This is a genomic window from Sporolactobacillus sp. CQH2019 (assembly GCF_028765345.1).
Classification (GTDB): domain Bacteria; phylum Bacillota; class Bacilli; order Bacillales; family Sporolactobacillaceae; genus Sporolactobacillus.
Map to the genome: position 1 here is coordinate 65,960 of NZ_JARAJZ010000010.1, position 23,824 is coordinate 89,783.

Genomic DNA, 23,824 nt, shown 5'->3' on the forward strand with positions numbered 1-23,824 from the left:
ATGATGAATACATCAAAGGAAGAAGGATATTCAATTGCAACATAATCATTAAGAAAAACAGGCAACCCCAACATAGATGAGTTGGGTAATTTTTAGGCATTATTAATAAAAAGTAAATTAAATACCTTAAAAAATACTGGAGAGATTATAGTGAATGACGAAGAGAAGATGAACTTACTTAGGCAAGGTGCAGATGTATTAAGAGGACAACTACCCGTTTCTCAAATCTTAGAAACTGAGGCAGTTATTCTGACGCACATGTACATTGAGGCCAATGATAAATTAGCGGCACAAATGCCCAAAGAATGGTTATGGTCAAACATTACGCGTACGGGGGGTAACCTCAAAGAAAAGATCAACGAAGCATCTGTGACTGCTGAAGCAACCTTTCCATTTTTAACGGATGTATTTCGCTGGGTTAGAATAACAGAGCACATGGATGATCGCAGTCTTTACCGGCTAATAAATGTCTTTCAGAGCTTTGCAACGATTGACGTAAACGAATACAGTGATCTTTTTGAAAAAATGCTCTATAGATTTGGAGAAGCTGAGGGCAAGCGTGGTGGTGGATTCATTACACCATTGCCTATCGCTAAACTGCTTCTTCAATTATTGGATATAAAAAATGGCGATGTAAACGATGGTGCGGCTGGGATCAACCAGTTTTTGATCGAAGCAAGCCGTTATGCTGAAAAAAGAGGAAATCATGTTAAACTCTTCGGACAGGAAATAAATGCAACAATTTGGGCACTCGGAAAACTTCATTTATTCATGCAAGGGTTAATGGATGCCAAGGTGACATTGGGAGATACTCTATTAGATCCACCAATGAATGTAGATCATGCACTGCAAAAATTTGATTATATATTAATGGATCCACCCTATTCATTAAAGAATTGGGGTTTAGACCAAGTTAAAGGTGAAGTTCTTGGCCAATTTCGTTATGGGGTTCCCAGCAAAGCGAACGCAGATATGACTTTTGTTTCTTACGTTTCAGCTTCTCTTAATGAAAATGGAAAGGCTGCCCTTATCCTGCCGCATGGTGTCCTTTTTAGAGGAGGAGCAGATGGAAAAATCAGAGAAGGCATGATTCGTGATGATTTAATTGAAGCGGTTATCGGCTTACCAGCAAATTTGTTGTATTCTACATCTATACCAGTGATCATCCTAATTCTTAATAAAAACAAATCAAAAGAAAGAAGAAATAAAATTCTACTCATTGATGCAAGTAATGAGTATCAGCCAGGCAAAGGACGAAACATTTTAGAGACTAAGCACGTTGAAAACATTGTGAAGATGTTTCGATCTGGCAAAGAAAATGAAGAAAACTGTCGTTTTGAATCAATAAAGGAAATATTAAAAGCTGATGCAGATTTATCAATTTCTAGATATTTTACTGTGAATGAGGTCCAAGGAAAATTTGGCCTAGTAAAGGTGGATTTGAATAAATTCGAAAAATCATCTACTCCGAAAAAACGTCTCTATGAAGTCGCAGAAACATTCAGAGGAATGAATACACCTTCCCTTTCAAAAGTTACAAGTATGGAAGATGGATATCCTGTCATTCAACTTGTTGATGTGCAAGACGGAGAGATTAATCTCGGCCAATTAAATAAGATGCCGGTTGACGATCCATCAAAAATTCAAAATCATCTTGTTCAAGAAGGTGATGTCATCATTTCGAATCGCGGCAATGTAATCAAAATTGCCATTCTGCCTAAAATCGAAAAGGAAATAATTCTTAGCCACAACTTTCATGCGATTCGGCCCAAAGCTGGAATGAGTTCTCTGTTCATTAAAGCCTATCTGGAAAGCCCTGTTGGTCTGTCTTATATTGAATCGATGCAAAAAGGGACAGCTGTAAAGGTACTTGGATTAAAGGAATTAAATTGCTTGCCGGTGCCGGTGCTGTCCATTGAGCAACAAAAGGTAATAGGTGACGAAGTAGAAAAATCCGAGAAGGAATACAGGAAAGTAATAATACAAGCAACGGAAATTAGAAAGAAAAAATATGAGGATTGCTTTGAAAAAATGGGGGTTAGTGGTGCAATAATTGAAAGACGATGAAGAAATTAGTTTTAATGTTTTAATAAGAAATTGGCACTGGAAACTTTAATAAAATAAGAGTAAAAAATGTCAATTCAGCAATGAACCGTATGGTTTAAAAGTTCTTGAAATGGAAGCAACTTTCCTTTAGTAATAACAGATTAGGGGGGGGAGAAATAATGACAAAACTCAGAGTCGCAGATTTCTACTATGGAGCAGTTCTATCTATGTTATTTAATCAGGGGATTATGAAACCAGCGTTGATTGAAGGTAATGATGACCGGCAGGTTTATGACTTCACGACTAACCCAGGCAACGAATACAGATTATTCATGAAGTATCGTGTAGAGAAACAAGATAAAAAATCACCTGATTACTCTAGTTGGTCGTTTAATATTACAAAAGATCATCAAGAGCTCAAAAACTATATTGAAAAAGGGTATAATGTGGTACTTGCCTTAGTTTGCAGACCTAAGGATCTTGCAAAGAGCGAACTTGTGTTATTAAATAAAGAGCAAATTCTTCAAATTATTAATACCGGCAAGATGACGTTTACGGTCAAATGGAAAAAACATGGGAGATATTATCGGATTCCAAGGATAGGTGAGAATTCATCAGATTTGACTGTAAAATATAACAGTTTCGAAGAGTTATTTAAAACAAGGACATCTTTGAATAATTAAGGGGAATCACAATGGAAAATTTTAATGATAAAGTAAGCTTTATTTGGAGTATTGCTGAATTACTGAGGGGGCCTTACAAGCCTGAGGACTATGGTCTTGTTGTTTTGCCTATGGCCGTATTACGTCGCTTTGACTGTGTTCTTGAACGCACGAAAACAGATGTGCTGGATCAATATGAACAAGTTAAGGAGCTACCAGAAGAAATTCGTGATGAAATATTAAATCGTGTCGCGGGGCAACAATTTAACAATACCAGTCAATATGATTTCCAGAGACTTCAAAGCGATGCGGATAATATTGCCGACAATCTTCGTGATTACATCAATGGTTTTTCCAAGTCAGCTCGAGATATTATTGAGTACTTTGATTTTGAAAAGCAGATTGACAAGATGGAACGGAACAATATGCTCTATTTGGTTGTGCAGCGATTCAGCCAAATTGATTTACACCCGGATCAAGTTTCAAATCGTGAAATGGGTTACATCTTTGAAGAATTGATTCGTCGGTTCTCTGAACATGCTGAAGCCGGTGATCACTACACGCCTAGAGAAGTTATTCGGTTGATGGTTGCCTTACTCTTTATGGACGACGAGGACATTTTAACCAAACCAGGAATTACCCAAACACTTTACGACAGTTGTGCAGGAACTGGCGGCATGGGCTCTGTTGCTCAGGACTACCTTAAAGAATTAAATCCAAAAGCTGATCTGGAGTTTTTTGCTCAGGAATTCAATGAAGAGTCTTATGCAATTTGTCAGGCGGATATGCTCATTAAGGGTGAGAATATTAAAAATATCCAATTCGGTGACACACTTTCGCAAGATGCATTTCCGGCGATGCAATTTGACTATCTAATCACCAATCCCCCATATGGTGTGGATTGGAAAAAAGAAAAAGATGCGGTACAAGCAGAATTTGACGAAAAGGGATTCAATGGTCGGTTTGGTTCAGGCCTGCCACGTATTAGTGATGGTCAGCTTCTATTCCTGCAGAATTTAGTCGCTAAGATGAAGCCCGTAACTGATGAAAATAAAAAGGGATCTCGTGTGGCGATTATTATGAATGGTTCACCGCTCTTTACCGGTGACGCAGGGAGTGGAGAGAGTGAGATTCGTCGCTATTTATTTGAACATGATTTAGTAGAAGGAATTGTGGCTTTGCCTAATGACATGTTCTACAATACAGGAATTTCAACTTATATTTGGATCTTAACCAATCATAAAAGCGTGTTTCGAAAAGGAAAAGTAGAGTTGGTTAATGCTATTGACTTTTATCAAAAAATGAAGAAGAGTATGGGAAACAAACGAAATGAGTTATCAGAAACAAATATCAATGAGATTGTAAGATTATATGGGGATTTTAAAGAGGGAGAAAATATTAAAATTTTTGATAACGAAGACTTCGGTTTTCAGAAGATCACGGTTGAACGACCGTTGCGTCTTAATTTCAAAGTTGATGCGGAACGAATTGAACGGTTAAAGGCTGAGAAAGTTTTTGATGGATTAGCAAAATCCCGAAAAAAGGGATCAGCGGGTATACAGGAAATAGAAGAAGGTAAAAAGCAACAAACACAAATTATCAATGTTTTGCAGGATATGCAATCTGATAACGTATATAAAAATAGAACAGAATTTGAAAAGAAGCTGAAAAATGAATTTAAGAAATTTGATTTGACAGTAGCTTCAACATTACTAAAGGCCATTGTCAATGCACTATCCGAAAAAGACGAAACGGCAGAAATCTGCAAAGATAGAAAAGGGTGTCCAGAAGCCGATCCAGATTTAAGAGACACCGAAAGTGTTCCATTAAAAGAAGACATACACGAATATTTTGAACGGGAAGTATTGCCCCATGTGCCTGATGCTTGGATCGATGAATCAAAAACAAAAATCGGTTATGAAATACCATTTACGAGACATTTTTATAAATACAAGAAACTTAGAGGTTCACAGGAAATTATGGAAGACATCAAGAAACTTGAGGCAAGTATTGCAGATCAATTGAAGAAGGTGATTCAATAAAATGAATAGGAAATACAAAGATAGTGGGATAGAGTGGATCGGTAAAATTCCATATAACTGGATTTACGGTGGATTAACAAAGTTTGTTTCATCTATTATTGATTACCGTGGGAAAACGCCAGAAAAAGTAGAGAGTGGAGTTTTCCTAGTAACGGCGAAAAATATTAAAAATGGGGAAATAGATTATTCGATTTCTAAGGAATATGTAAAAAAAGAAGACTATAAAGAGATAATGCGGAGAGGCCTTCCAGTCATTGGAGATGTTCTATTTACGACAGAAGCCCCATTAGGGCAAGTAGCTAATGTAGATGATGCAAATATAGCATTGGCACAAAGAATCATCAAATTTCGAGGCAAAAAAAATGTTTTAAACAACTATTATTTAAAATATTGGATTTCTTCTTCTGGCTTTCAATATTACCTTCAAACTTTTGCTACAGGATCAACTGCGATGGGTATTAAGGCAAGTAAACTATCCAAATTAATTGTTTTATTACCTCCTTTTAATGATCAGAAAGAAATTGTTGATTTTCTTAACGAAAAAACATTCGAAATTGATTCGCTAATTGCTGCCAAGAAAAAGTTAATTGCTTTGCTAGAAGAACAGAGACAGGCGATCATTACCGAAGCCGTTACAAAAGGACTCGATCCTAATGTGAAAATGAAAGATTCCGGTGTGGAATGGATTGGGGAGATACCGGAGCATTGGAATTTATTAAGGATAAAATATTTAGGTGACGCAATTTTAGGTTTAACATATTCTCCCTCTGATGTGGTTTCAAAAAATGAAGGGAAATTGGTGTTAAGGTCTTCAAATATTAGAAATGGGAAAATAGATTATAATGACACTGTTTATGTGAATTGTGCAGTTCCACCAAAATTAATTACAAAAGAACATGATATTTTAATATGCTCTAGAAACGGAAGTAGAGAGTTGATTGGCAAATGTGCTTTGATAGATAGAAATAGCCAGGACCAAACTTTTGGTGCATTTACGACTGTATTTAGAAGTGAAATAAACGAATTTCTTTTTTATATTTTTCAATCTCAATTATTTAAGTCTCAAATTGGTTCATATCTAACTTCTACGATTAATCAGTTAACAATTAGTAAATTGCGTAACTTTCCAGTTGCTATTCCTAATGACCTTGAGAGAAAGAAGATAACAAATTTTCTACAAAAAAAAGCCCTGGAGTTTGATTCGATAATAAAAAATGAAAAAAACGCAATTGATAATCTAAAAGAATACCGTCAATCTCTAATTTATGAAGCGGTAACCGGAAAAATTGATGTGAGAGATTATAAAAAAGAGGAAGCACTATCTTAAAAAGGGGGGAGTGTCATGGCACTTGATGCATCTGAGAAGGGGTTTGAATCGAATATTGAAAACAGGCTAATCGAATCTGGTTATGTGCAGCGTCCGTTAGTCGGTGAGAGTCTTGATATTTTTAAAAAGTATGCGTTAGATACAGAGATATTCATTCAGTTTCTAGAGAAAACGCAGCACAAGGCACTTGAACGGCTGCATAAAGTGTATAAAGATAATTACAAGCAAAAAATCGTTGATCGTCTGTGCAAAGAATTAAACAAGCGGGGGATGATTGATTGCTTGCGTCATGGCGTTAAAGATTATGGTGTATCGCTCCGACTGGCGTACAACAAACCGGTTAGCACGATGAATCAGACCTTAATTGATGCTTATGAAGAGAACATTTTCACGGTGACGCGTCAGGTGCATTACAGTCTGAAAAACAATAACAGCATTGACATGATGCTCTCTCTGAATGGGCTTCCTCTTGTTGTGATGGAGTTAAAAAATCAATTAACGCATCAGAATGTGGAAAATTCAATGCGGCAATTCAGACGAGATCGCGATCCGCACGAACTGCTCTTTCAATTCAAGAAAAGAGCCGTTGTTTATTTTGCTGTTGATACGGATGAGGTCTATATGACGACCCGACTGGACAAGGACAAAACATACTTTCTTCCTTTTAACAGAGGAAACAGTGGAGGAAAGGGTAATCCCATCATCTACAATAATTATCGAACCGCTTATCTTTGGGATGACATCCTGCAGAAGGACAGCCTGCTTGATATCCTTTTCCAGTTTATTTATATCAAAGAGGATGAAATCAAAGACTCGACGGGGGAAATAATTGATAAAAAAGAGTCGGTTATTTTTCCAAGATACCATCAACTCGATGCAGTCCGGAAAGTTGAGGCAGATGTCCGTAAAAGAGGGATTGGTCATAATTACTTGATTCAGCACAGTGCGGGAAGTGGGAAAACCAACAGTATATCCTGGCTAACCTATCGGCTGGCAAAACTGCACGATTCGAGTAACGAGGCAGTTTTCAATAGTGTGATTGTGATTACTGATCGCCGTGTGCTGGATAAGCAGCTTCAAGATGCGGTTTATCAACTCGAACACAAAGCAGGCATGGTAGCCAAGATTGATAAGGATTCAAACCAGTTAGCAGATGCGATTGTCAATGAAACACGGATTATCATCACTACTCTGCAAAAGTTTCCGTTTATCATGGAGAAGGTCGGACAATTCACGAGAGGGAAATATGCAATTGTTATTGACGAAGCTCACAGCAGTCAAGGCGGCAAAGCGGCTACTGCGATGACTGGAATCCTATCGAGTAAAACGTTAGAAGAAGCTTTTAAGGCCGATCAGTTGGCGGAAGACAATATGGAAGATTATGAAGAAAAAATGCTTGAGACCATCGTTAAGAGCGGGAAACAAGATAATCTCTCTTTCTTCGCTTTTACAGCCACGCCTAAAGCGAAAACGATCGAGCGTTTTGGCACAATAGGAGAGGATGGTCTGCCCCATCCCTTTCATATCTATAGTATGCGACAAGCAATTGAGGAAGGCTTTATTCTCGATGTATTAAAAAATTATACCACATATAAAACATACTATAAGGTCGCAAAGCAGATTGACGATGATCCGGAAGTTGCAGGAAGTAAAGCCACCAAGCAAATTGCGAAGTATGTTTCCCTTCATCCCCACAATATTGCTCAGAAAACGGAGATCATGATCGAACATTTCCGTCGCGTCACACGTCATAAAATTGGTGGTAGAGCAAAAGCGATGGTGGTTACGTCTAGTCGTCTCCATGCCGTCAAATATAAACAGGCCTTTGATAAATATATTAAGGCAAATCACTATGACGAAATGAAGGCGATTGTCGCTTTTTCCGGAACAGTTGAAGAAAAAGGTGTTTCATACACCGAACCGCTGATGAATGGATTCGGTGAAAAAGAGTTGCCCGATAAATTCCATACGGATGAGTATCAGGTCCTGCTTGTAGCTGAAAAATATCAGACGGGCTTTGATGAACCCTTGCTCCATACGATGTATGTAGACAAGCCCCTTGATGGAATAAAAGCGGTGCAGACTTTGTCTAGGCTTAATCGAACATGTAAGGGGAAAAACGATACGTTCGTATTGGACTTTGTCAACGATGCGGAAGACATTCAGAAAGCGTTTGAGCCGTATTATGAGGTGACTGAACTTGAAAGCACAACCGATCCCAATATCCTCTATGATCTGCAGCAAGAATTAGATGCCCTTCAAGTGTATACAGAAAAAGAAATCAATGATGTATGTAAACTGGAATTCAGCGGCAAAAAAATCACTTCAAAAACACAAGAAAAATTAAACGCCTTATTGGATAAAGGGGTTAATCGCTATAATACAGAACTCTCCAAAGAACAGCAAGACGATTTCAAAGGGTCAACCAGTAAATATATAAGGACCTATTCTTTTGTGCTACAGATCGGTCCATTCGCAGATATTAGTCTCCACAAACTTTATATCTATCTCAACTATCTCCTGAGAAAGCTACCGAAAAATGCATCTGAAGGCGTGACATTAGCTGATGACATTGCTCTTGAATATTATCGGAACAATAAAGTGTTTGAAGGCAGTATCTCTCTGTCAGTTGAGGATGAGACAAAATTAAAGCCCACTGCATATGGAAAAGGTACACAAGCTGAAGAAGAAAAAGAAAGACTCTCGTCAATAATCGAGCGAATGAACGAACGCTTTGGAACAGATTTTACAGAGGCAGATAAACTTTCCAGAGATCAAATTAAAGAAGACATGATTCATGATGAAGCATTAGCTCAGAAAGCTCGGAATAATACCAAAGAAAATTTTAAATTTGCCTACGACAATACCTTTATGGATTTTGTCATCAATCGGATGAACGATAAAAGCTTCTTCAATAAGATGCTACAAAATCGAGCAATCTACAATTACGTTAAGGATGAGATGTTTGATGAGGTGTATGAGGGACTTAGAAAGAAGTTATAACTTATAACTCTATAAGTAATGCAGGGAGGTCTTATTTTGATTATGGTGGATGTAATTTTTGGTGTTCAATACGCTGTAACAAAATGTTTGGATTCTTTTCTTGAAAATAGACATGAGAAAAAAATGATTAAAGAAATGTTGATAAGAATAAAGGATTTTAATAGAGCGTTTGATGATACGGAAATAGACACAAATTCTTTTCAAGAATATCTAAATAGCGAAGAATTTAGCATTAAGCTTTTTAAATATATTTTTGGAGGGAATCCAGAAAAGTATGATGAGGTTAGTCTAAGTGATTTACTTACAATGTTAGCGGTTAGAGCAATAAATAAAAATTATATTCAATATCACAGAGCTCCTTTTACCAATGAAAAGATTGTTAGAAAATACATTTCCGATTTAATCATCTACCTTAAAACAGAGAGAGTTCATCTTCTGTCATTAGGGAACCAAGCAGAGCTCTCAATTATTAATGAGGGTTTATCTGAAATTATCAAAGAATTAAAATTTAAAAAAAACAACGAATTTGAATTAAGTGATGATTTTCTCTCAAAAAATTTACATAGTACGATCCGCTCGCTTGGTCAAAGGTACACGCCTGGTTTTAATGTTGAAACTGATAATGTTATGCCATTTGAAACGATCACTGAAAGTGACCAATTTTTTAATGATATATCAAAGAAAGTAAATAAATTAAATAAATCCTTAACGAGTTTAAAAAATAGCACCTTACAGTGATAAATCAAAGGATTATTTGAAAGATTTCCAGGATAAAACAGAATCCGAGTCTGACTTTTTAATAAAACTTACCATAGATAAAAATACTGATTTCGAAAATGTTATTTTGATTTTACGAAGGATAGAAAGTCAGATTATAGATGATTATTCTGACCCTGCAATAAATTGGCAGGACAGACAGAAACTAAATAGATATTTCTACAACATCTCTTCAAATATTAGTGCCATTGAAGACTACTTAGAAAATAGCTGTTACAAGACAATTGGTAATCCATATTTGCTCTTATATGGGGAAGGTGGAATAGGAAAATCTCATTTATTAGCAGATGTCGCAAAAAATAAATTCGAACAAGGATATGCTGTAATACTTTTACTGGGACAACATTTTTCAACAATTCGTGATCCATGGAGACAGATAATTGAAGGATTTGGGTTAGATATATCTACAAATGAATTCTTACAACAGCTTAATAAAAGATATGAAGAAAATAAAAAGAGGCCATTGTTAATCATAGATGCACTAAATGAGGGTGAAGGGAAAAGGTTATGGAAGAAATATATCCAAAAATTTGTTGATGAATTAAAGGATTTTCCCAATATTGGTTTTGTTTTTTCAGTAAGAAGTCAATTTTTAAAAAAGATTATTCCTGAAGGATTTTTAGAAACTAATAATATATCAAAGTTTGAGCATAAGGGATTTGCGGGTAAAGAGTATGATGCAATAGAAGCTTTTTGTGATTTTTATCATTTAGAAGAGCCTTCGTTTCCTGTCTTAGATTCAGAGTATTCGAACCCACTTTTTTTAAAACTAGTTTGTAAACTGATTGCAGAAGAGAAACAATCAACATTAAATATACATAGCAGAAGTTTGGAGTCTATTTTCTCTTCCTATCTTAAAAAAACAAATAGTGTAATTTCAACAAGTGATCGTTTGAATTATGATGAAAATTTGAATGTAGTTTCAAAGGTTATTGAAGGCATTACAGAAGTCCTATTTGAATCTAGTTCATACATTATGAATTATTTCGATGTTTATAAGGTAGTCAATCAAATTGCATCCTCTTATACCTTAAATAGCAATTTGTTTCTCAAAGGTTTAATTGATGAAGGAATTTTAATAGTGGACGTTAATTATCGAGACGAAAAAGTGACATATTTCACTTATGAAAGAATGGCAGACTATTTACTGGCAGACTATATATACAAGAAATGCTTTACTAATTGTGAAGATTGGAAAAAAATTGGGAATAACGATAAATTTGAAAAATACTTTGGTTCAGTCGATAAACTGAATCAAAACAAGGGTATTCTAGATTCTCTTGCAACAATTTTGCCTGAAAGAAAAAACATTGAGATATTCGATTTATTAAATGATTATTATGAAAATGAAGATGTTATTGATTCTTTTATTAATAGTCTCGTTTGGAGACATCCAAGTTTTATAACGGAAAATACCATCATATATGTCAATGAAGTGATTTTTAAAAATATTAATACTACTAAGGAGTTTTTCAGTAAACAACTTCAGATCTGCGGTTTTTCAAAAAACAAATTAAATGCTAATTGGTTACACGATAAGTTAATGGATATGCAGCTTGGTGAAAGGGATTATATTTGGACAACTTTTATCTCAAATCGATTTAATGGAAGAATTCTGAATTTTGTCAATTGGTTTTGGAAACATGGTGAAAACTGTGATAAAGAATCTGTAGACTTAATAATGATTGAGATTTCATGGTGTCTTACATCGACAAATAGAAAATTAAGGGATATGAGCACTAAGGTACTTACTAAACTTATGATTAAATATCCTCAAAACATAATTCCGCTTATTAATAAATTTATTATAGTTAACGATCCTTATGTTGTAGAAAGGCTTTGTGCATCTGTATTTGGGGCGATTACTCGAATTGACGTTAAGGAGTTCGGGAGAGATATTGCCATTTTGCTTTACTCTAAAGTATTTGATAAAAATGAAATTTATCCGCATGTTCTATTAAGGGATTATGTAAGAGAAACAATAGAGTTCATTTATTATAAAAATCGGGATCTGATCCCAGAAATAGAAATGAGTAAAGTTAGACCTCCATATAAGAGCAAATGGTATACAGAAATACCATCCAATGAAGAGATTGATAGTATTGAAGAAAGATATATTAAAGCTGGTGGAAAATATTCTAGTGCTATTTCTGCAATTACTCGCTCAATGACAACTGAATATGGGCGTGGTGTTAGTGGATACGGTGACTTTGGAAGGTACACTTTTGGTTCCGCTGTTAGCGATTGGAGTAATCAATTTAATGATCAGGACTTAAGTAATATTGCTGTAAAACGAATCTTTCAATTAGGATATCAGCCAAACTTTCACGGGGAGTTTGATAGAATGGGTGGTACCTATTATGATAGGGCAAATAACCAAATTGAGAGAATAGGGAAAAAGTACCAGTGGATGGCGTTTCATGAAGTATTTGCTAAATTAGCAGACAACTTTCCTACTTTCAAAGAGGAAACTATTTATGATCAACAATATGAAGAATATAGATCCAACCTATGGAAAAAATTCATACCAAATATGGATTTATACTCAAAAGGGTTGAGTAATGATTCGGATAGTAGTGAAGAGATGAAGGAAAAAGATCACATTGTAGATGTGAAAAAGATAAAAGTTAAGCAATACACAGGTCCATGGGAACCCTTACTACGTGATATTGATCCAACATTATTGATTGAAAATGTACCACACAAGAATAAATCTCTATTTAAAATACATTTACCGGATTATCCAACAAAATCTTGGGTGATGGATGATACTCTTTTTGAAGACACTTCTTTATTTTTAGAAGCAGAATATCAAGGTGAGAAATATCTAATTTTATATTCATCATTTGACGAATCTTGCCAGAAGAAAGAAACAAAATATTATCAAAGAGATTCTATTGCTTTTCTTGGAGGTGCTTTTTTTATTCGGCAAAACGACAAAAAAGAACTATTAAGTCAAAGAAAGCACATTGAAGGAAATGGAGTTCCAAACCCCTCAAGCTATAGTATCTTTCTTCATGAATATTATTGGAGCCAAGCTTATCTTGATTTAGAAGAACAATACAATGAAGAAAGCGAAGAAAAAGTATTTTCAATTCCTGCCACCTTTAATTATTCATGGGAAACGGGTAATGATTATTCTAAAAAGGAGGGGAGTATTTCATTTAATATCCCATGCAAAGAGCTAGTTGATTATTTTGGATTGCATTCAGATAAAGAAGGGGTATGGAAAGATAAGGAAGGAAATCTTATTTGTTTTGATTCCTCCTTATTAGGATATGAAAGAGCTCTATTATTTAACAAAGAGAAAATTTTAAAATTTATGAATGAAAAAAAGATGCTGTTAATGTGGGGATCATATACAGAAAAAGTATCTAATGGATATTGGCATGAATGGTGGTGCACAGTTGATTATAATGAGGGCAAGTTTACAAAGTATATTACTGACCAAAAAGAAGGAGAGTATTCTAATGACATGTTATGAGAGTTGTTACGACTTGCTTTTCAGTTAATATTCAAATTTTAGTGATTGTGGAGGGCTTGAATTTGTCGCAAATAAACTCTGCGGTCTTTGCTATCAGAAATAAAGAGACGAACTTTAAAAATAATAACAATCATAAACACCAGAAAGGATAGTTCAAACTCACTTGTTGTTTATTGGAAGAAAAGAACATCGTGATAAGATGTCTTTTAAATTTATTAGTTACACAAAAGTTACACAAGTCATCTACAAAACTTATTACATGTTTTGACAGTTAATTCGACGACGATCACCAGAAATAAAAAACTAGAAAATTCAAAATAATATTTATTACAAAGTTTGTTTTTAGTGACAAAAAAATGACACCTCTCACTGTATCAAAAGGTGCCATAAAAAAGGTGAATTCCACTAACTCATATTGACTATTTAGCTACACACTGTACTCTACGCACGTGGAATGTTCATGTTTGCTAACAAGAAAATAAAAAGTTCTTGTCAACATCGATAGGATTCTCTCGAGATTTTCTTAATGCGTGAACATGGCTCTATCCTTATAAGCGTCAACGGCCAGTCACACGCACAAAGCAATCGGGCGAATGAGAGCCTGAATAGAGCACCGAAAACCGCGCCGAGAATGTCGACAAAATCTATCATTCTTTTCAGGTAAAGGCATTATGGCAGATCAAACGCTTCGTAATCGCGTTCACAAGATCCGTCAACTGGACATGGAGGGAATTGTCGCAAAAATATTGACAGTTCCGATTGAAACGGGTATAAGAATGTGAACCGGCGAAAGATCAAAAATTATAAAGATGTGTTACGGCATGTATTACGACCGTTGCTTGGGTCTTCTCTCTTATCGGGAGGGTAGCGTCGAGCCTGACGTGCGTCACAATAGGCTCCTGCCGGTCCATTAAAAGACTAATGGTATCATAAGCAATCTTTGCCAAAACTATAGATTTGGCAAAGCGAGGAGAAGTCGAGCTCTGTCGTGGCCAGTTGTTTTTGATAATTGGATTTTGAGCCACTCTGATAACATCATCGTGAGCCATCCTTGACTTGTAAATTGGAAATTATGGGATGTCTTGACATGGAGCCTCTAGAGGCATGACTGCTCTCGAAAAGCGTCGCACCCAGGTTTTTCGAGCAGCGGCAAGTTTATCATGCCTCCCTCTCCATGTAAAGACGATGCTCCAACTGGAAATGGAGTGGCTCACGGTTGTATGAGCGAGATGGCGCTATTTCAATTATCAAAAACACCAGTTAATATGAACATATCCATATTTATCAGCTTTGGTCTGCTGATACTGGACATATGTTTTCATTGTACCTGCCATACATGCAAGCAACCTCTTAAACCAATTTGATACGGACTTAGCTCAGAAATTTAACTGGGAAGAGAATGTAAAATTTAAAAAGATAGGCACAGTGATTATAGGTGAGCATGCATGTCCATTTACTTGGATGACCGTAATATTAGATAGAGTCGCTGATTGGATGCTGGCATATAAAAAGAATCCCGGATTAGCGGTTACGTTTACTTATCATTCGACAAAAAAATAGACCTCTCTTGTACAATAATGGCTTAGAGATTTTGCTTAAGGGAAAATTATTATTAAAAATGAGGAATGTTAGAAAGTTTTACAAAGCTAGAAACATAGGTGATAAATATTATTTTCAGAGAGGATTTATAAAGAGCATCAGAATCGTTTAACCTAACTTTTTGATGTACTTTAAGTAAATTTCCATCAATAAATCAGAAAATATCATTAAAAAAGATCTGGATGTGATGTCATAGCCTTCATATATATTTGAGGGAACATTGCTACTGATATTCCTGTTCATCAATGATGCCAATTCGCTGCTTCCATTATTTGTAATTGCAAACTGAAAGGCATTTGTATATCTAATCTTTTTGGCGGCATTGATCAGAGTTTTTGTCTGACCACTCATTGAAATGAAAAGTACAGTATCCTTAGGTTTTAAAAGATTTGGCAGTAGATCCAAAAGATGTGATTCGTATGCATAAATTGCTGGTTTGTTAAATTGCATCAATCGATCACTAATATATTCCGCTATCGGTTTACTAAGACCGACTCCTGAAATAATAACCGTGCCAGCCTCATAAATTTTTCTAACAATATATTCCATATCATTAATATGTACTTTCATTAATGCGTCCGAAAAAAATTGCTGGTATTGCTTTAGCAATATACGTTCGTTTATTACTTTTGTTTCCTTAATTAATTGGGCAACGAAAAATTTAAATTCAGAGAATCCCTTCAAACCAAGTCTTTGGCACATTCTGATAATTGTTGTGGTAGAAATAGAGAGGTCATCGCTCAAGTTAGAAATGTTCATTTTGGGTACACCTTCAATGTGGTTATCCAAATAATACAGAACATATTTCTCACCGTGACTTAGTTTATCTACTTTGTTTGAAAAGCTGTCGATGAGCATTCCCACTAATCTTCATCTCCGTAATGAAAACGTATTATAAATATACCATAATGATGAAATATCGTACATATGTACACAAACTGAACAATAATGTAATCGCTTTTATTGTATACCAATAGTGTAGAAATGATTATTAGATTATCTCATTTAAGGAGTGAGAAGAATGAATCTTCAACACATGACTGACCGTAGTCTGATTGTGTTTAGCGACTCTTGGACTACGAAAAAAGAAATTCTTGACGGCTTAATTAATCAATTCGTCAAAGGGGGGTATGTCACAGATAGAGATTCGTATAAACAATCAGTTCTCGAGAGGGAAAAGATTTCGGCAACCGGACTTGAAAATGGATTTGCTATTCCACATGGAAAATCTGCGGGTGTAGTCAAAGCAGGTTTTGCAATTGCGCGCTTAGCTAAGCCGCTTCCAGCCGATGCATGGGCATCTATCCGATCGGATAATCAAGTTGAGCTGATTTTTTTACTCGCGATTCCTGATAAGCAGGCGGGAACAACTCATCTTAAGCTGTTGCAACAATTAAGTACAAAATTAATGAACGAAGATTTTGTTAATCAACTAAAAACTGCTAGGAACCCTGATGAACTTTTTAACTCTTTAAATCTGGATGAAGCTGACTCAAAAGATAATCGGCTAACGTGTAATCACGGGAAAAATCTAATCGCAGTTACTGCGTGTGCTACTGGGATCGCTCATACTTACATGGCGGCCGAGGCTTTGAAAAAATCAGCTAAAAAGATGGGTGTCAGTCTGATTGTTGAAAAACAGGGAGCAAATGGATTGGAAGATTCGCCTACGCCGGAACAAATAAAAAATGCCGATGGTGTTCTCTTTGCGGTAGACACAAAGATCAAGGGCTTGAACCGTTTTAACGGTAAGCCATATATAGAGGTCAATGTTGCGGAACCTCTAAAAAATGGTGAGGCCTTAATTGATAGAGCTTTAAATCATCCACAGGGAATTTTAAGGAAACAAATTGAGAATGACTCTGATACCCTTCTGACATCAAAAGAGATTACAAAAGGATTTTCTTGGAAGAGATGGGGCACTGAGTTAGGCAAAGCCGTGATGACCGGTATTTCCTACATGATCCCGGTTATGGTCGCCGCAGGTATTATGCTTGGTATTGCAAAATTGACCTGGCTGTATATCATGCATCTGCCAATTGCAGATATTGATCTTCCAAAGTATAACAGCTTTGGTGGCTTCGCTCAGTTAATTCACTATTTAGACCTGTTTGGTGGGATGACACTTAACTTTATGTATCCGATATTTGCGATGTTTGTTGCCTATGCTATTGCTGACCGTGTTGGTCTGATTTCCGGATTCCTGGGCGGTATCTTTGCTGCAGGATTAAATTACACCCTATGGGGAATTACGACAGGTCTGCCTAGCGGCTTCCTTGGAGCACTTGTATTCGGTTTAGCGGCTGGATATATTGCACGTTTCTTAAACACAAAGATTCACTTATCAAAGAATTTGCAGGCAATGAAACCAATGCTTATTATTCCTGGAATAAGTGTACTCGCTATTTTTCTTCTAAATATATATATCGTTTCTCCGGTATTTGGCGGTTTAAACCTGTTAATATCCGACTGGATTAAGAGTATGGCGAATGGTGGTAAAATTGGATTATCCTCCATCATTGCTGCTGCTACCGCTTTTGATTTGGGCGGACCAGTTAATAAGGCCGCCGGCGCTGTTGCGATTGGCCTTGCGGCGGATAAGATTTTTCCTTTGACACCACGGGTCCTTGCAATTGTCATTCCGCCAATCGGAATGGGCATCTCAACACTAATTGACAAGTGGGTTGTCGGTCGTCACGTGTACCCGGCGGATCTTCGCGTTGCCGGAAACACTTCATTTTTACTTGGTTTCTTAGCGATTTCCGAAGGAGCCATTCCATTTATGCTGAGGAATCCGCTCATTACCGTCCCTCTAAATATCATCGGCGCTATAGCCGGATCTGTAACAGCAGTAATGCTGGGCGCTGTCCAATGGCTGCCGCTGCCGGCTATTTGGGGATGGCCTCTTGTTTCTAATCTACCAGCGTACTTGATCGGCTTATTTGTAGGAGTGCTGATTATTGCACTGTGCAATATCTTCATTCGATACCATCTGATTAAGAAAAAAGAGGCTCAGGGCGAAAAAATAGACTATTAATTTTTACTAATAAATGTAGGGATGTTGGTTTATGACGAAAAAAACTGTTTATGTCGTACCGCATACGCACTGGGATCATGAGTGGTATTTTTCTGAAGATGATTCTATATCGCTGTTATTTGAAGCGTTGGGCTATGCACTGGATGTACTGAAAAAAGATACTGACACTATTCGTTTTACATTTGATGGCCAAACGTCTCTAATAGACGATTATCTGAAGCTGCGACCGGATCAGGAAAAATGTTTGAAGGACGTTATTTCAAAGAAGAAAATGCTTGTAGGGCCTTGGTATACTCAGACGGATACTTTACATGTAGAGACAGAATCAATTATAAGAAATTTATTAATCGGAACGCGCGAGGCGCTTGGCTTTGGCCATTGTATGGGTATTGGCTACCTTCCCGATATTTTTGGACAAAATGCCTATCTTCCCACACTATTTAATGGATTTGGAATTAGGACAAGTATTCTTCAGAGAGGGGTATACAATGATCAGGTTAAGGATGATCTGAATTTTGTATGGCGTTCACCCAGTGGTGATTCTGTTTATGCTAACAATCTCTATTTTGGATATGGACCGGGCAAGTTTTTATCCACGGATCCCAATTATTTACAAAAATCTCTGTATCCTATTTTGAAAATATTAGCGGAAATGAACAAGCACTCTGACTTTTTATTGTTACCTGCAGGTGGAGATCAGGTACTGATTCGTGAAGAGCTTCCTGACTTGATCGATAGACTAAACAGCGTGCAATGTGACTACCAATTTTTGCTTTCGGACTATGAGACCTTTGTTCGAGATACCTTGGGGAAATATAGGCATCAAATAACCAAAGTTATAACAGGAGAACTTATTGCCTGTCAGAAGTCTCGAATTCATCAGACGATAGGTTCTCAACGGGTAGACATTAAATTAGCTGTAAGCCGAATCGAAGAAAAATTGTATCACCAGCTTGAGCCTTTAGCGGTTCTGGCAAATCAGTTCGGGAAACCTTATCCCGGAACGCAGATCGAGTCAGCTCTGAAACTTGTGTTACAGTCAGAAGCCCATGATTCCATTGCCGGATGTAATTCTGATGAGACTAATCGAACAATTCTGGAGCGGTTAAAAAAGTCAGAAAGAATCATTGACAGCCAGATTAATATTATTGAAAAGCAAATGGCGAGGGCAGTGATTGGCGATGATCAGGAAGATTCCGTTATTGCTTTCAACTTGTTGCCCAAAACAGTGGATAAACCATTGAAATTTGTCATCTTTACCCGAACCCCCGAAATAGCATTGACACAAAAAGATGGAAGAATGATTCCTCAAACTATCATTGAGCAAAATTTTATAAGTGGAGGAAAAAAAGTTATTGTCACTGCTCTGGGAGAAAAACAAGTTGAGATTCCCGGTTACTATCGCTCACTTATTCTGGCAAAGATATCTTTCAGTGGGTTTGGCTATCAGAGCTATTTTATTAAAGAGAATGTCCGACAACAAAGGTTAGTTCCAGTAAAAAGTAATTATTTAGAAAATAAGTTTTATCGCATATTTATTGAAAATGATCACATAAAAATTCTCAATCGCCTGAACAACAGCGAACGAAACTTCTTTTATTTTGAGGATCAGCCCGACGCGGGTGACTCGTATGATTTTTCACCTTTGGACTCGGATCAACCAGTATGTTTCAGTAAGACGGTTAAATTGCAGAAAATTGAGAAATCAGAGTTATGTCAATCCATGACCGTTACAAACGAATGGAAGGTTTCATCTGATCTGAATAAAAATAAAGCGACTCGGTTTGACAAAATACTAACTGTAACAACAAAAATAACTTTGATTAAGGATTCAAATCTGGTTTATTTGAATCATCAATTGAATAACACTGCCAAAGACCACAGAGTACGGATAATCTTTCCAAATAAAAATAACGGTTACAGTTATGCGGATCAAGGATACAGCATTATAAAAAGGAAGAACACTAATCCCTATCTATCATATTGGAAGGAAAGTCACTTTGCAGAGGCTCCGCAATCCTTTTATCCGATGGAAAACTTTGCGTATACAACGGATACTGTTTCGTCTACAGGTGTCATCACGTGTGGCCTGAAAGAATATCAGAGTACTGACTCCGAACTAATTTTAACATTGTTTCGGAGTGTCGGGCTTCTTGGCCGGGATGATCTAGCATGGCGGCCGGGACGTGCCTCAGGTATCAACAACAAAGTTGTTGATACACCTGATGCTCAAATGCAGGGCCAGCTTTCTTTTCATTATGTTTATCGATGGGATCATACGGCGAACGAGCACGGTTGGTTTAACGCAGTGGAGCAGGCAAAGAAAAGCCAGCTCACATATCAATTACAGACCCTCAACTCTTTTGAACAGCGTTTGGAACGATTTGAATTACCTCAGCCGACTGAGCTGCATCATTTGCCGCAGGACATCAATCTTCTTTCAGTCAATCCAAACATTTATGTAGCAGCTTTAAAAAAAGCAGAAGATCATGATTGCACAGTATTAAGGGTATTTAATCCGGACTCCAAGGCAGTAGAGTTGAACAAGACAATTTCAATTATGAAACGAATGAACTTGGATGAAACAGAACAACCAAACTTTGATACAACGATTTTACCAAAAGATGTGGGAACCTTTGAAATTAGATTGTAAAGGTGATTAAATTGGATACTCACTTATTGCTATCAACTGTAAATCAGCATCTGGGTCGTATATACACTGGAAGTAAGTTAAACGAATCTATAAAAATATTTGATGACTTTTTTAAAACGTATAAAACACCTGTACATCGTAACACTTCTTTATCTGAGAAAAATGCTTACCTGATCACTTATGGTGATGCGTTTTTCAATGACGACAAAGCAGGCCTGCAAGTATTAAAAGATGTTGTCGACAAGCAACTGAAGGGTATCATTACGGATATTCATCTTTTGCCGATGTTTCCGTTTACTTCAGATGATGGATTCGCAGTCTCTGATTATCTCAAAATAAATCCGATACTTGGCGATTGGGAGGACATTGATGATCTGTCCCATGAGATACGTTTAATGTTTGATTTTGTTGCCAATCACTCGTCAAAGTCAAGCGAATGGTTTCAAAAGTTTCTTGAACAGGCATCGGAATTTGAAAATGCGTATATTCGGGAGAGTGCAAACTTTGATGCATCTAAGGTCACTCGCCCGAGAACTTCACCACTGTTTCATCACTATAAAAATGATGAAGGGAAAGATTATTCAGTCTGGACAACCTTCAGCGAAGATCAGGTCGACAATAACGTAGGAGATCCGAAAACGCTTCTGAGACTGACTGAAGTTCTATTGACATATATTGAACGCGGTGCTTCATCAATAAGGCTGGATGCCATTGGATTTTTGTGGAAAGAGTCAGGCACAGCATGTATGCATTTGCGACAAACGCATCAAATTGTTAAGATGTGGCGGAGCATTCTGAATGAAGTAGCACCAGGGACACAGATTATTACCGAAACAAATGTACCAGAACAAGAAAATCTTAGTTATTTTGGTAACGGATCGGACGAAGCGAATCAAGTATACCAATTCCCTTTGCCTCCTCTTGTGCTTTTTAGTCTGACTGTAAATAATAGTAAGGTTTTAAGTAACTGGGCAAAGCATGTTAAGCCGATATCGAGTACAGGGACATACTTTAATTTTCTGGCGTCTCATGATGGTATTGGCATGAGACCAGTTGAGGATATTCTGTCGCGAAATTATTGGGATTTATTAGCGCGCAAAGTTGAGAAGAATGGAGGCAGGATTTCTTACAAAACGAACCAGGATGGAAGTCGGTCAATTTATGAGCTGAACATCAATTACAGTGATGCATTGAGGAACGATGGTGAGAATGATCAAGTAGCTGCAGGAAAGATGGTAGCTGCACATCATATATTACTTTCTTTTCTTGGTGTACCGGCAATTTACTATCATTCACTCTTTGGTTCGCAAAATGACGTAGCCGGTATGAGAAAATCCGGTAATAGTCGTCAGATTAACCGCGAAAAACTGGATGAGAACAAATTATTTTATGAACTGAAACACAATCCATATCGTCGGACCATCTTTGAGGGAATCAAAAGATTACTGAAAATCCGACAACATGTGAAAGCTTTCAATCCATATGGCGTTCAAAATGTGTTGGACATCTCAAATGATATTTTTTCTCTTCAAAGAACGGATCCCGTTAGTGGGGACATATGTTTGACGTATACAAATCTTACACCCTATGAAAAGGATTTGAACGTCATGAATGGTATTGAACTAATCTCCGATCAGAATATCCGGCATAACAGACTTCACCTTGGACCTTACGGAATCGCTTGGATTAAACCTAAAAAGTGAGTGAAACGCATGAATATTTTTATCGGAATTGATTCATTTAAGGGGAGCGCAGACTCTCTTGAACTTGGCCGGGCGGCTGAAAAAGGGATAAAAACAGTAATGCCAGCAGCAGGAGTTCATGTTCTTTGTGTTGCTGATGGCGGAGAAGGAAGTGCCGTTGCTGTTTGTCATGCTATTGGGGGCAAGTGGCAGCATACAGAAAGCGTAGATCCATTTTTCAATAAGATTCAGGCCAGCTATTTATTAACTCATGTTAATGGTGAACCTGTTGCGATCATAGAATGCGCAAGTACGATCGGTATTCAGTTTCTCCAGAATAATCCTTCAAACAGTTCTTATACTGCAACAAGTTATGGTTTGGGATTAATGATCAGAGATGCGCTATCAAGAAATATTAAACATATTATTATAACATTGGGCGGAAGTGCTACCACAGATGGCGGCCTGGGTCTTCTTCAGGCACTGGGTGCAAAACTGTTCGATCAAAATCACAAAGTCCTTCCCTCGACGTGCAATCCGTTGATAAAAACTAGGGCTATTGATTTTGAACCAGCTATACAATTGTTTAAAGGATTGAGGGTGGAAATAGCGGTAGATGTAAAAAGTCCGTATTGCGGAGCTGCAGGTGCTGCTCATGTATATGGTCCTCAAAAAGGTTTGAGACCTTCTGAAATTACTTATTTGGAGGATAAATTACAAGTTATTAGAAAACTGGTTATGAATCTTTATGGTAGTGACCTTCAGAAGATTCCTGGGGCTGGCGCTGCAGGTGGGTTAGGTGGGGCATTTGCTTTGCTTCGCTCAAAGTTAATGCCCGGTTTTGAGCTTCTCTCAGGGTTAACTGATTTGAAAAAAATATTGCGGGATTCTGATCTTGTCATTACTGGTGAAGGGAGTTTAGATGCTCAATCTTTGTATGGAAAAGTACCATATGAAATTGCAAAATTATCAAGATCCTATAACATTCCCTGCGTTGCGCTATGTGGAAGACGGGATCCTGAATTGGGTGAACTCGAAGGTATGTTTAACGGGATATTCTCAGTTCAGCTTGAAGCTAATTCTCTTGCCAATGCCATGAAAAAAAACACTGCGCTGTCGGGTGCTGAGATTGTCAGCAGGGAAATTATAAAGCTGATCAATAGCAAAAAGGAACAAATGTAGATTGTTAGGAAAGGCAGGTATCATAAAAAATTTTGTTCGAGAACTCAAATTTCCGTTTGAAAATCAATACGGATGGGGCTATAAGTACTCTTGCCATAAAAAAATGCTGCGCTATGCGTTTTTTTAGGACAATGCTTCCACAATCACAATCGGGAAAATGAAACGGAAAAATCGATACAATTGCTTTCCGAAATGCTGGTTGGGATGAAATAACATGAAGATATACTGGTTAAGATTTATAAAAATGACATCTGATCTGGACTTGGATGACCAATGATCCAACCATAAAAACATATTGACCTTAGTGATGTAAAAAGTACAATGGTACTT

At 37.0% G+C, this 23,824-nt stretch carries 12 protein-coding genes; 11 read left to right on the top strand and 1 reads right to left on the bottom strand.

The features are described from left to right. Nucleotides 1-150: 150 nt before the first annotated feature. The 7 genes from OYT88_RS14480 to OYT88_RS14510 all read left to right on the top strand — a co-directional run bounded on the left by OYT88_RS14480 (nucleotide 151) and on the right by OYT88_RS14510 (nucleotide 13,341). On the top strand, nucleotides 151-2,067 hold the full coding sequence (locus OYT88_RS14480; RefSeq protein WP_274401034.1) for an N-6 DNA methylase: 1,917 nt from the start codon (nucleotides 151-153) through the stop codon (nucleotides 2,065-2,067). A 158-nt stretch (nucleotides 2,068-2,225) separates the two neighbouring features. After that, nucleotides 2,226-2,729: a hypothetical protein gene (locus OYT88_RS14485; RefSeq protein WP_274401035.1), complete on the top strand. Its 504-nt coding sequence runs from the start codon at nucleotides 2,226-2,228 to the stop codon at nucleotides 2,727-2,729. An 11-nt stretch (nucleotides 2,730-2,740) separates the two neighbouring features. Continuing rightward, nucleotides 2,741-4,750: a type I restriction-modification system subunit M gene (locus OYT88_RS14490; RefSeq protein ID WP_274401037.1), complete on the top strand. Its 2,010-nt coding sequence runs from the start codon at nucleotides 2,741-2,743 to the stop codon at nucleotides 4,748-4,750. 1 nt (nucleotide 4,751) lies between these two features. Next, nucleotides 4,752-6,077: a restriction endonuclease subunit S gene (locus OYT88_RS14495; RefSeq protein ID WP_274401039.1), complete on the top strand. Its 1,326-nt coding sequence runs from the start codon at nucleotides 4,752-4,754 to the stop codon at nucleotides 6,075-6,077. Between the two features lie 15 nt (nucleotides 6,078-6,092). Further along, the gene (locus OYT88_RS14500) at nucleotides 6,093-9,080 is read left to right on the top strand and encodes a type I restriction endonuclease subunit R (RefSeq protein WP_274401041.1); all 2,988 of its coding nucleotides are present in this window, start codon (nucleotides 6,093-6,095) and stop codon (nucleotides 9,078-9,080) included. A gap of 36 nt (nucleotides 9,081-9,116) precedes the next feature. After that, nucleotides 9,117-9,818 (top strand): hypothetical protein, encoded by a 702-nt coding sequence (locus OYT88_RS14505; protein WP_274401042.1) that lies wholly within the window; start codon nucleotides 9,117-9,119, stop codon nucleotides 9,816-9,818. A 16-nt stretch (nucleotides 9,819-9,834) separates the two neighbouring features. After that, nucleotides 9,835-13,341, top strand: a complete 3,507-nt coding sequence (locus tag OYT88_RS14510) for an NACHT domain-containing protein (protein WP_274401044.1) — start codon at nucleotides 9,835-9,837, stop codon at nucleotides 13,339-13,341. A gap of 1,707 nt (nucleotides 13,342-15,048) precedes the next feature. On the opposite strand, the gene OYT88_RS14515 is transcribed toward OYT88_RS14510, so the two are convergent. Further along, nucleotides 15,049-15,798, bottom strand: a complete 750-nt coding sequence (locus OYT88_RS14515) for a MurR/RpiR family transcriptional regulator (protein WP_274401156.1) — start codon at nucleotides 15,796-15,798, stop codon at nucleotides 15,049-15,051. Nucleotides 15,799-15,961: 163 nt separating this feature from the next. Here OYT88_RS14515 and OYT88_RS14520 point away from each other — a divergent pair, with 163 nt between their 5' ends. The 4 genes from OYT88_RS14520 to OYT88_RS14535 are packed head-to-tail and all read left to right on the top strand — an operon-like array spanning nucleotide 15,962 to nucleotide 23,494. Then, nucleotides 15,962-17,977, top strand: a complete 2,016-nt coding sequence (locus tag OYT88_RS14520; protein ID WP_274401045.1) for a fructose-specific PTS transporter subunit EIIC — start codon at nucleotides 15,962-15,964, stop codon at nucleotides 17,975-17,977. Between the two features lie 31 nt (nucleotides 17,978-18,008). Next, nucleotides 18,009-20,630 (top strand): glycoside hydrolase family 38 N-terminal domain-containing protein, encoded by a 2,622-nt coding sequence (locus OYT88_RS14525; protein WP_274401046.1) that lies wholly within the window; start codon nucleotides 18,009-18,011, stop codon nucleotides 20,628-20,630. 11 nt (nucleotides 20,631-20,641) lie between these two features. After that, a complete protein-coding gene (locus OYT88_RS14530; RefSeq protein ID WP_274401047.1) occupies nucleotides 20,642-22,333 on the top strand; it encodes an alpha-amylase family glycosyl hydrolase in 1,692 nt (563 codons plus the stop codon). A gap of 9 nt (nucleotides 22,334-22,342) precedes the next feature. After that, on the top strand, nucleotides 22,343-23,494 hold the full coding sequence (locus OYT88_RS14535; RefSeq protein WP_274401048.1) for a glycerate kinase family protein: 1,152 nt from the start codon (nucleotides 22,343-22,345) through the stop codon (nucleotides 23,492-23,494). Nucleotides 23,495-23,824 lie beyond the last annotated feature (330 nt).

Excerpts from the sequence above, each read along its gene's own strand:
- OYT88_RS14485 (WP_274401035.1), top strand. The coding sequence starts at position 2,226 with ATGACAAAACTCAGAGTCGCAGATTTCTACTATGGAGCAGTTCTATCT.
- OYT88_RS14490 (WP_274401037.1), top strand. The coding sequence starts at position 2,741 with ATGGAAAATTTTAATGATAAAGTAAGCTTTATTTGGAGTATTGCTGAA.
- OYT88_RS14495 (WP_274401039.1), top strand. The coding sequence starts at position 4,752 with ATGAATAGGAAATACAAAGATAGTGGGATAGAGTGGATCGGTAAAATT.
- OYT88_RS14500 (WP_274401041.1), top strand. The coding sequence starts at position 6,093 with ATGGCACTTGATGCATCTGAGAAGGGGTTTGAATCGAATATTGAAAAC.
- OYT88_RS14515 (WP_274401156.1), bottom strand. The coding sequence starts at position 15,798 with ATGCTCATCGACAGCTTTTCAAACAAAGTAGATAAACTAAGTCACGGT.
- OYT88_RS14520 (WP_274401045.1), top strand. The coding sequence starts at position 15,962 with ATGAATCTTCAACACATGACTGACCGTAGTCTGATTGTGTTTAGCGAC.
- OYT88_RS14525 (WP_274401046.1), top strand. The coding sequence starts at position 18,009 with ATGACGAAAAAAACTGTTTATGTCGTACCGCATACGCACTGGGATCAT.
- OYT88_RS14535 (WP_274401048.1), top strand. The coding sequence starts at position 22,343 with ATGAATATTTTTATCGGAATTGATTCATTTAAGGGGAGCGCAGACTCT.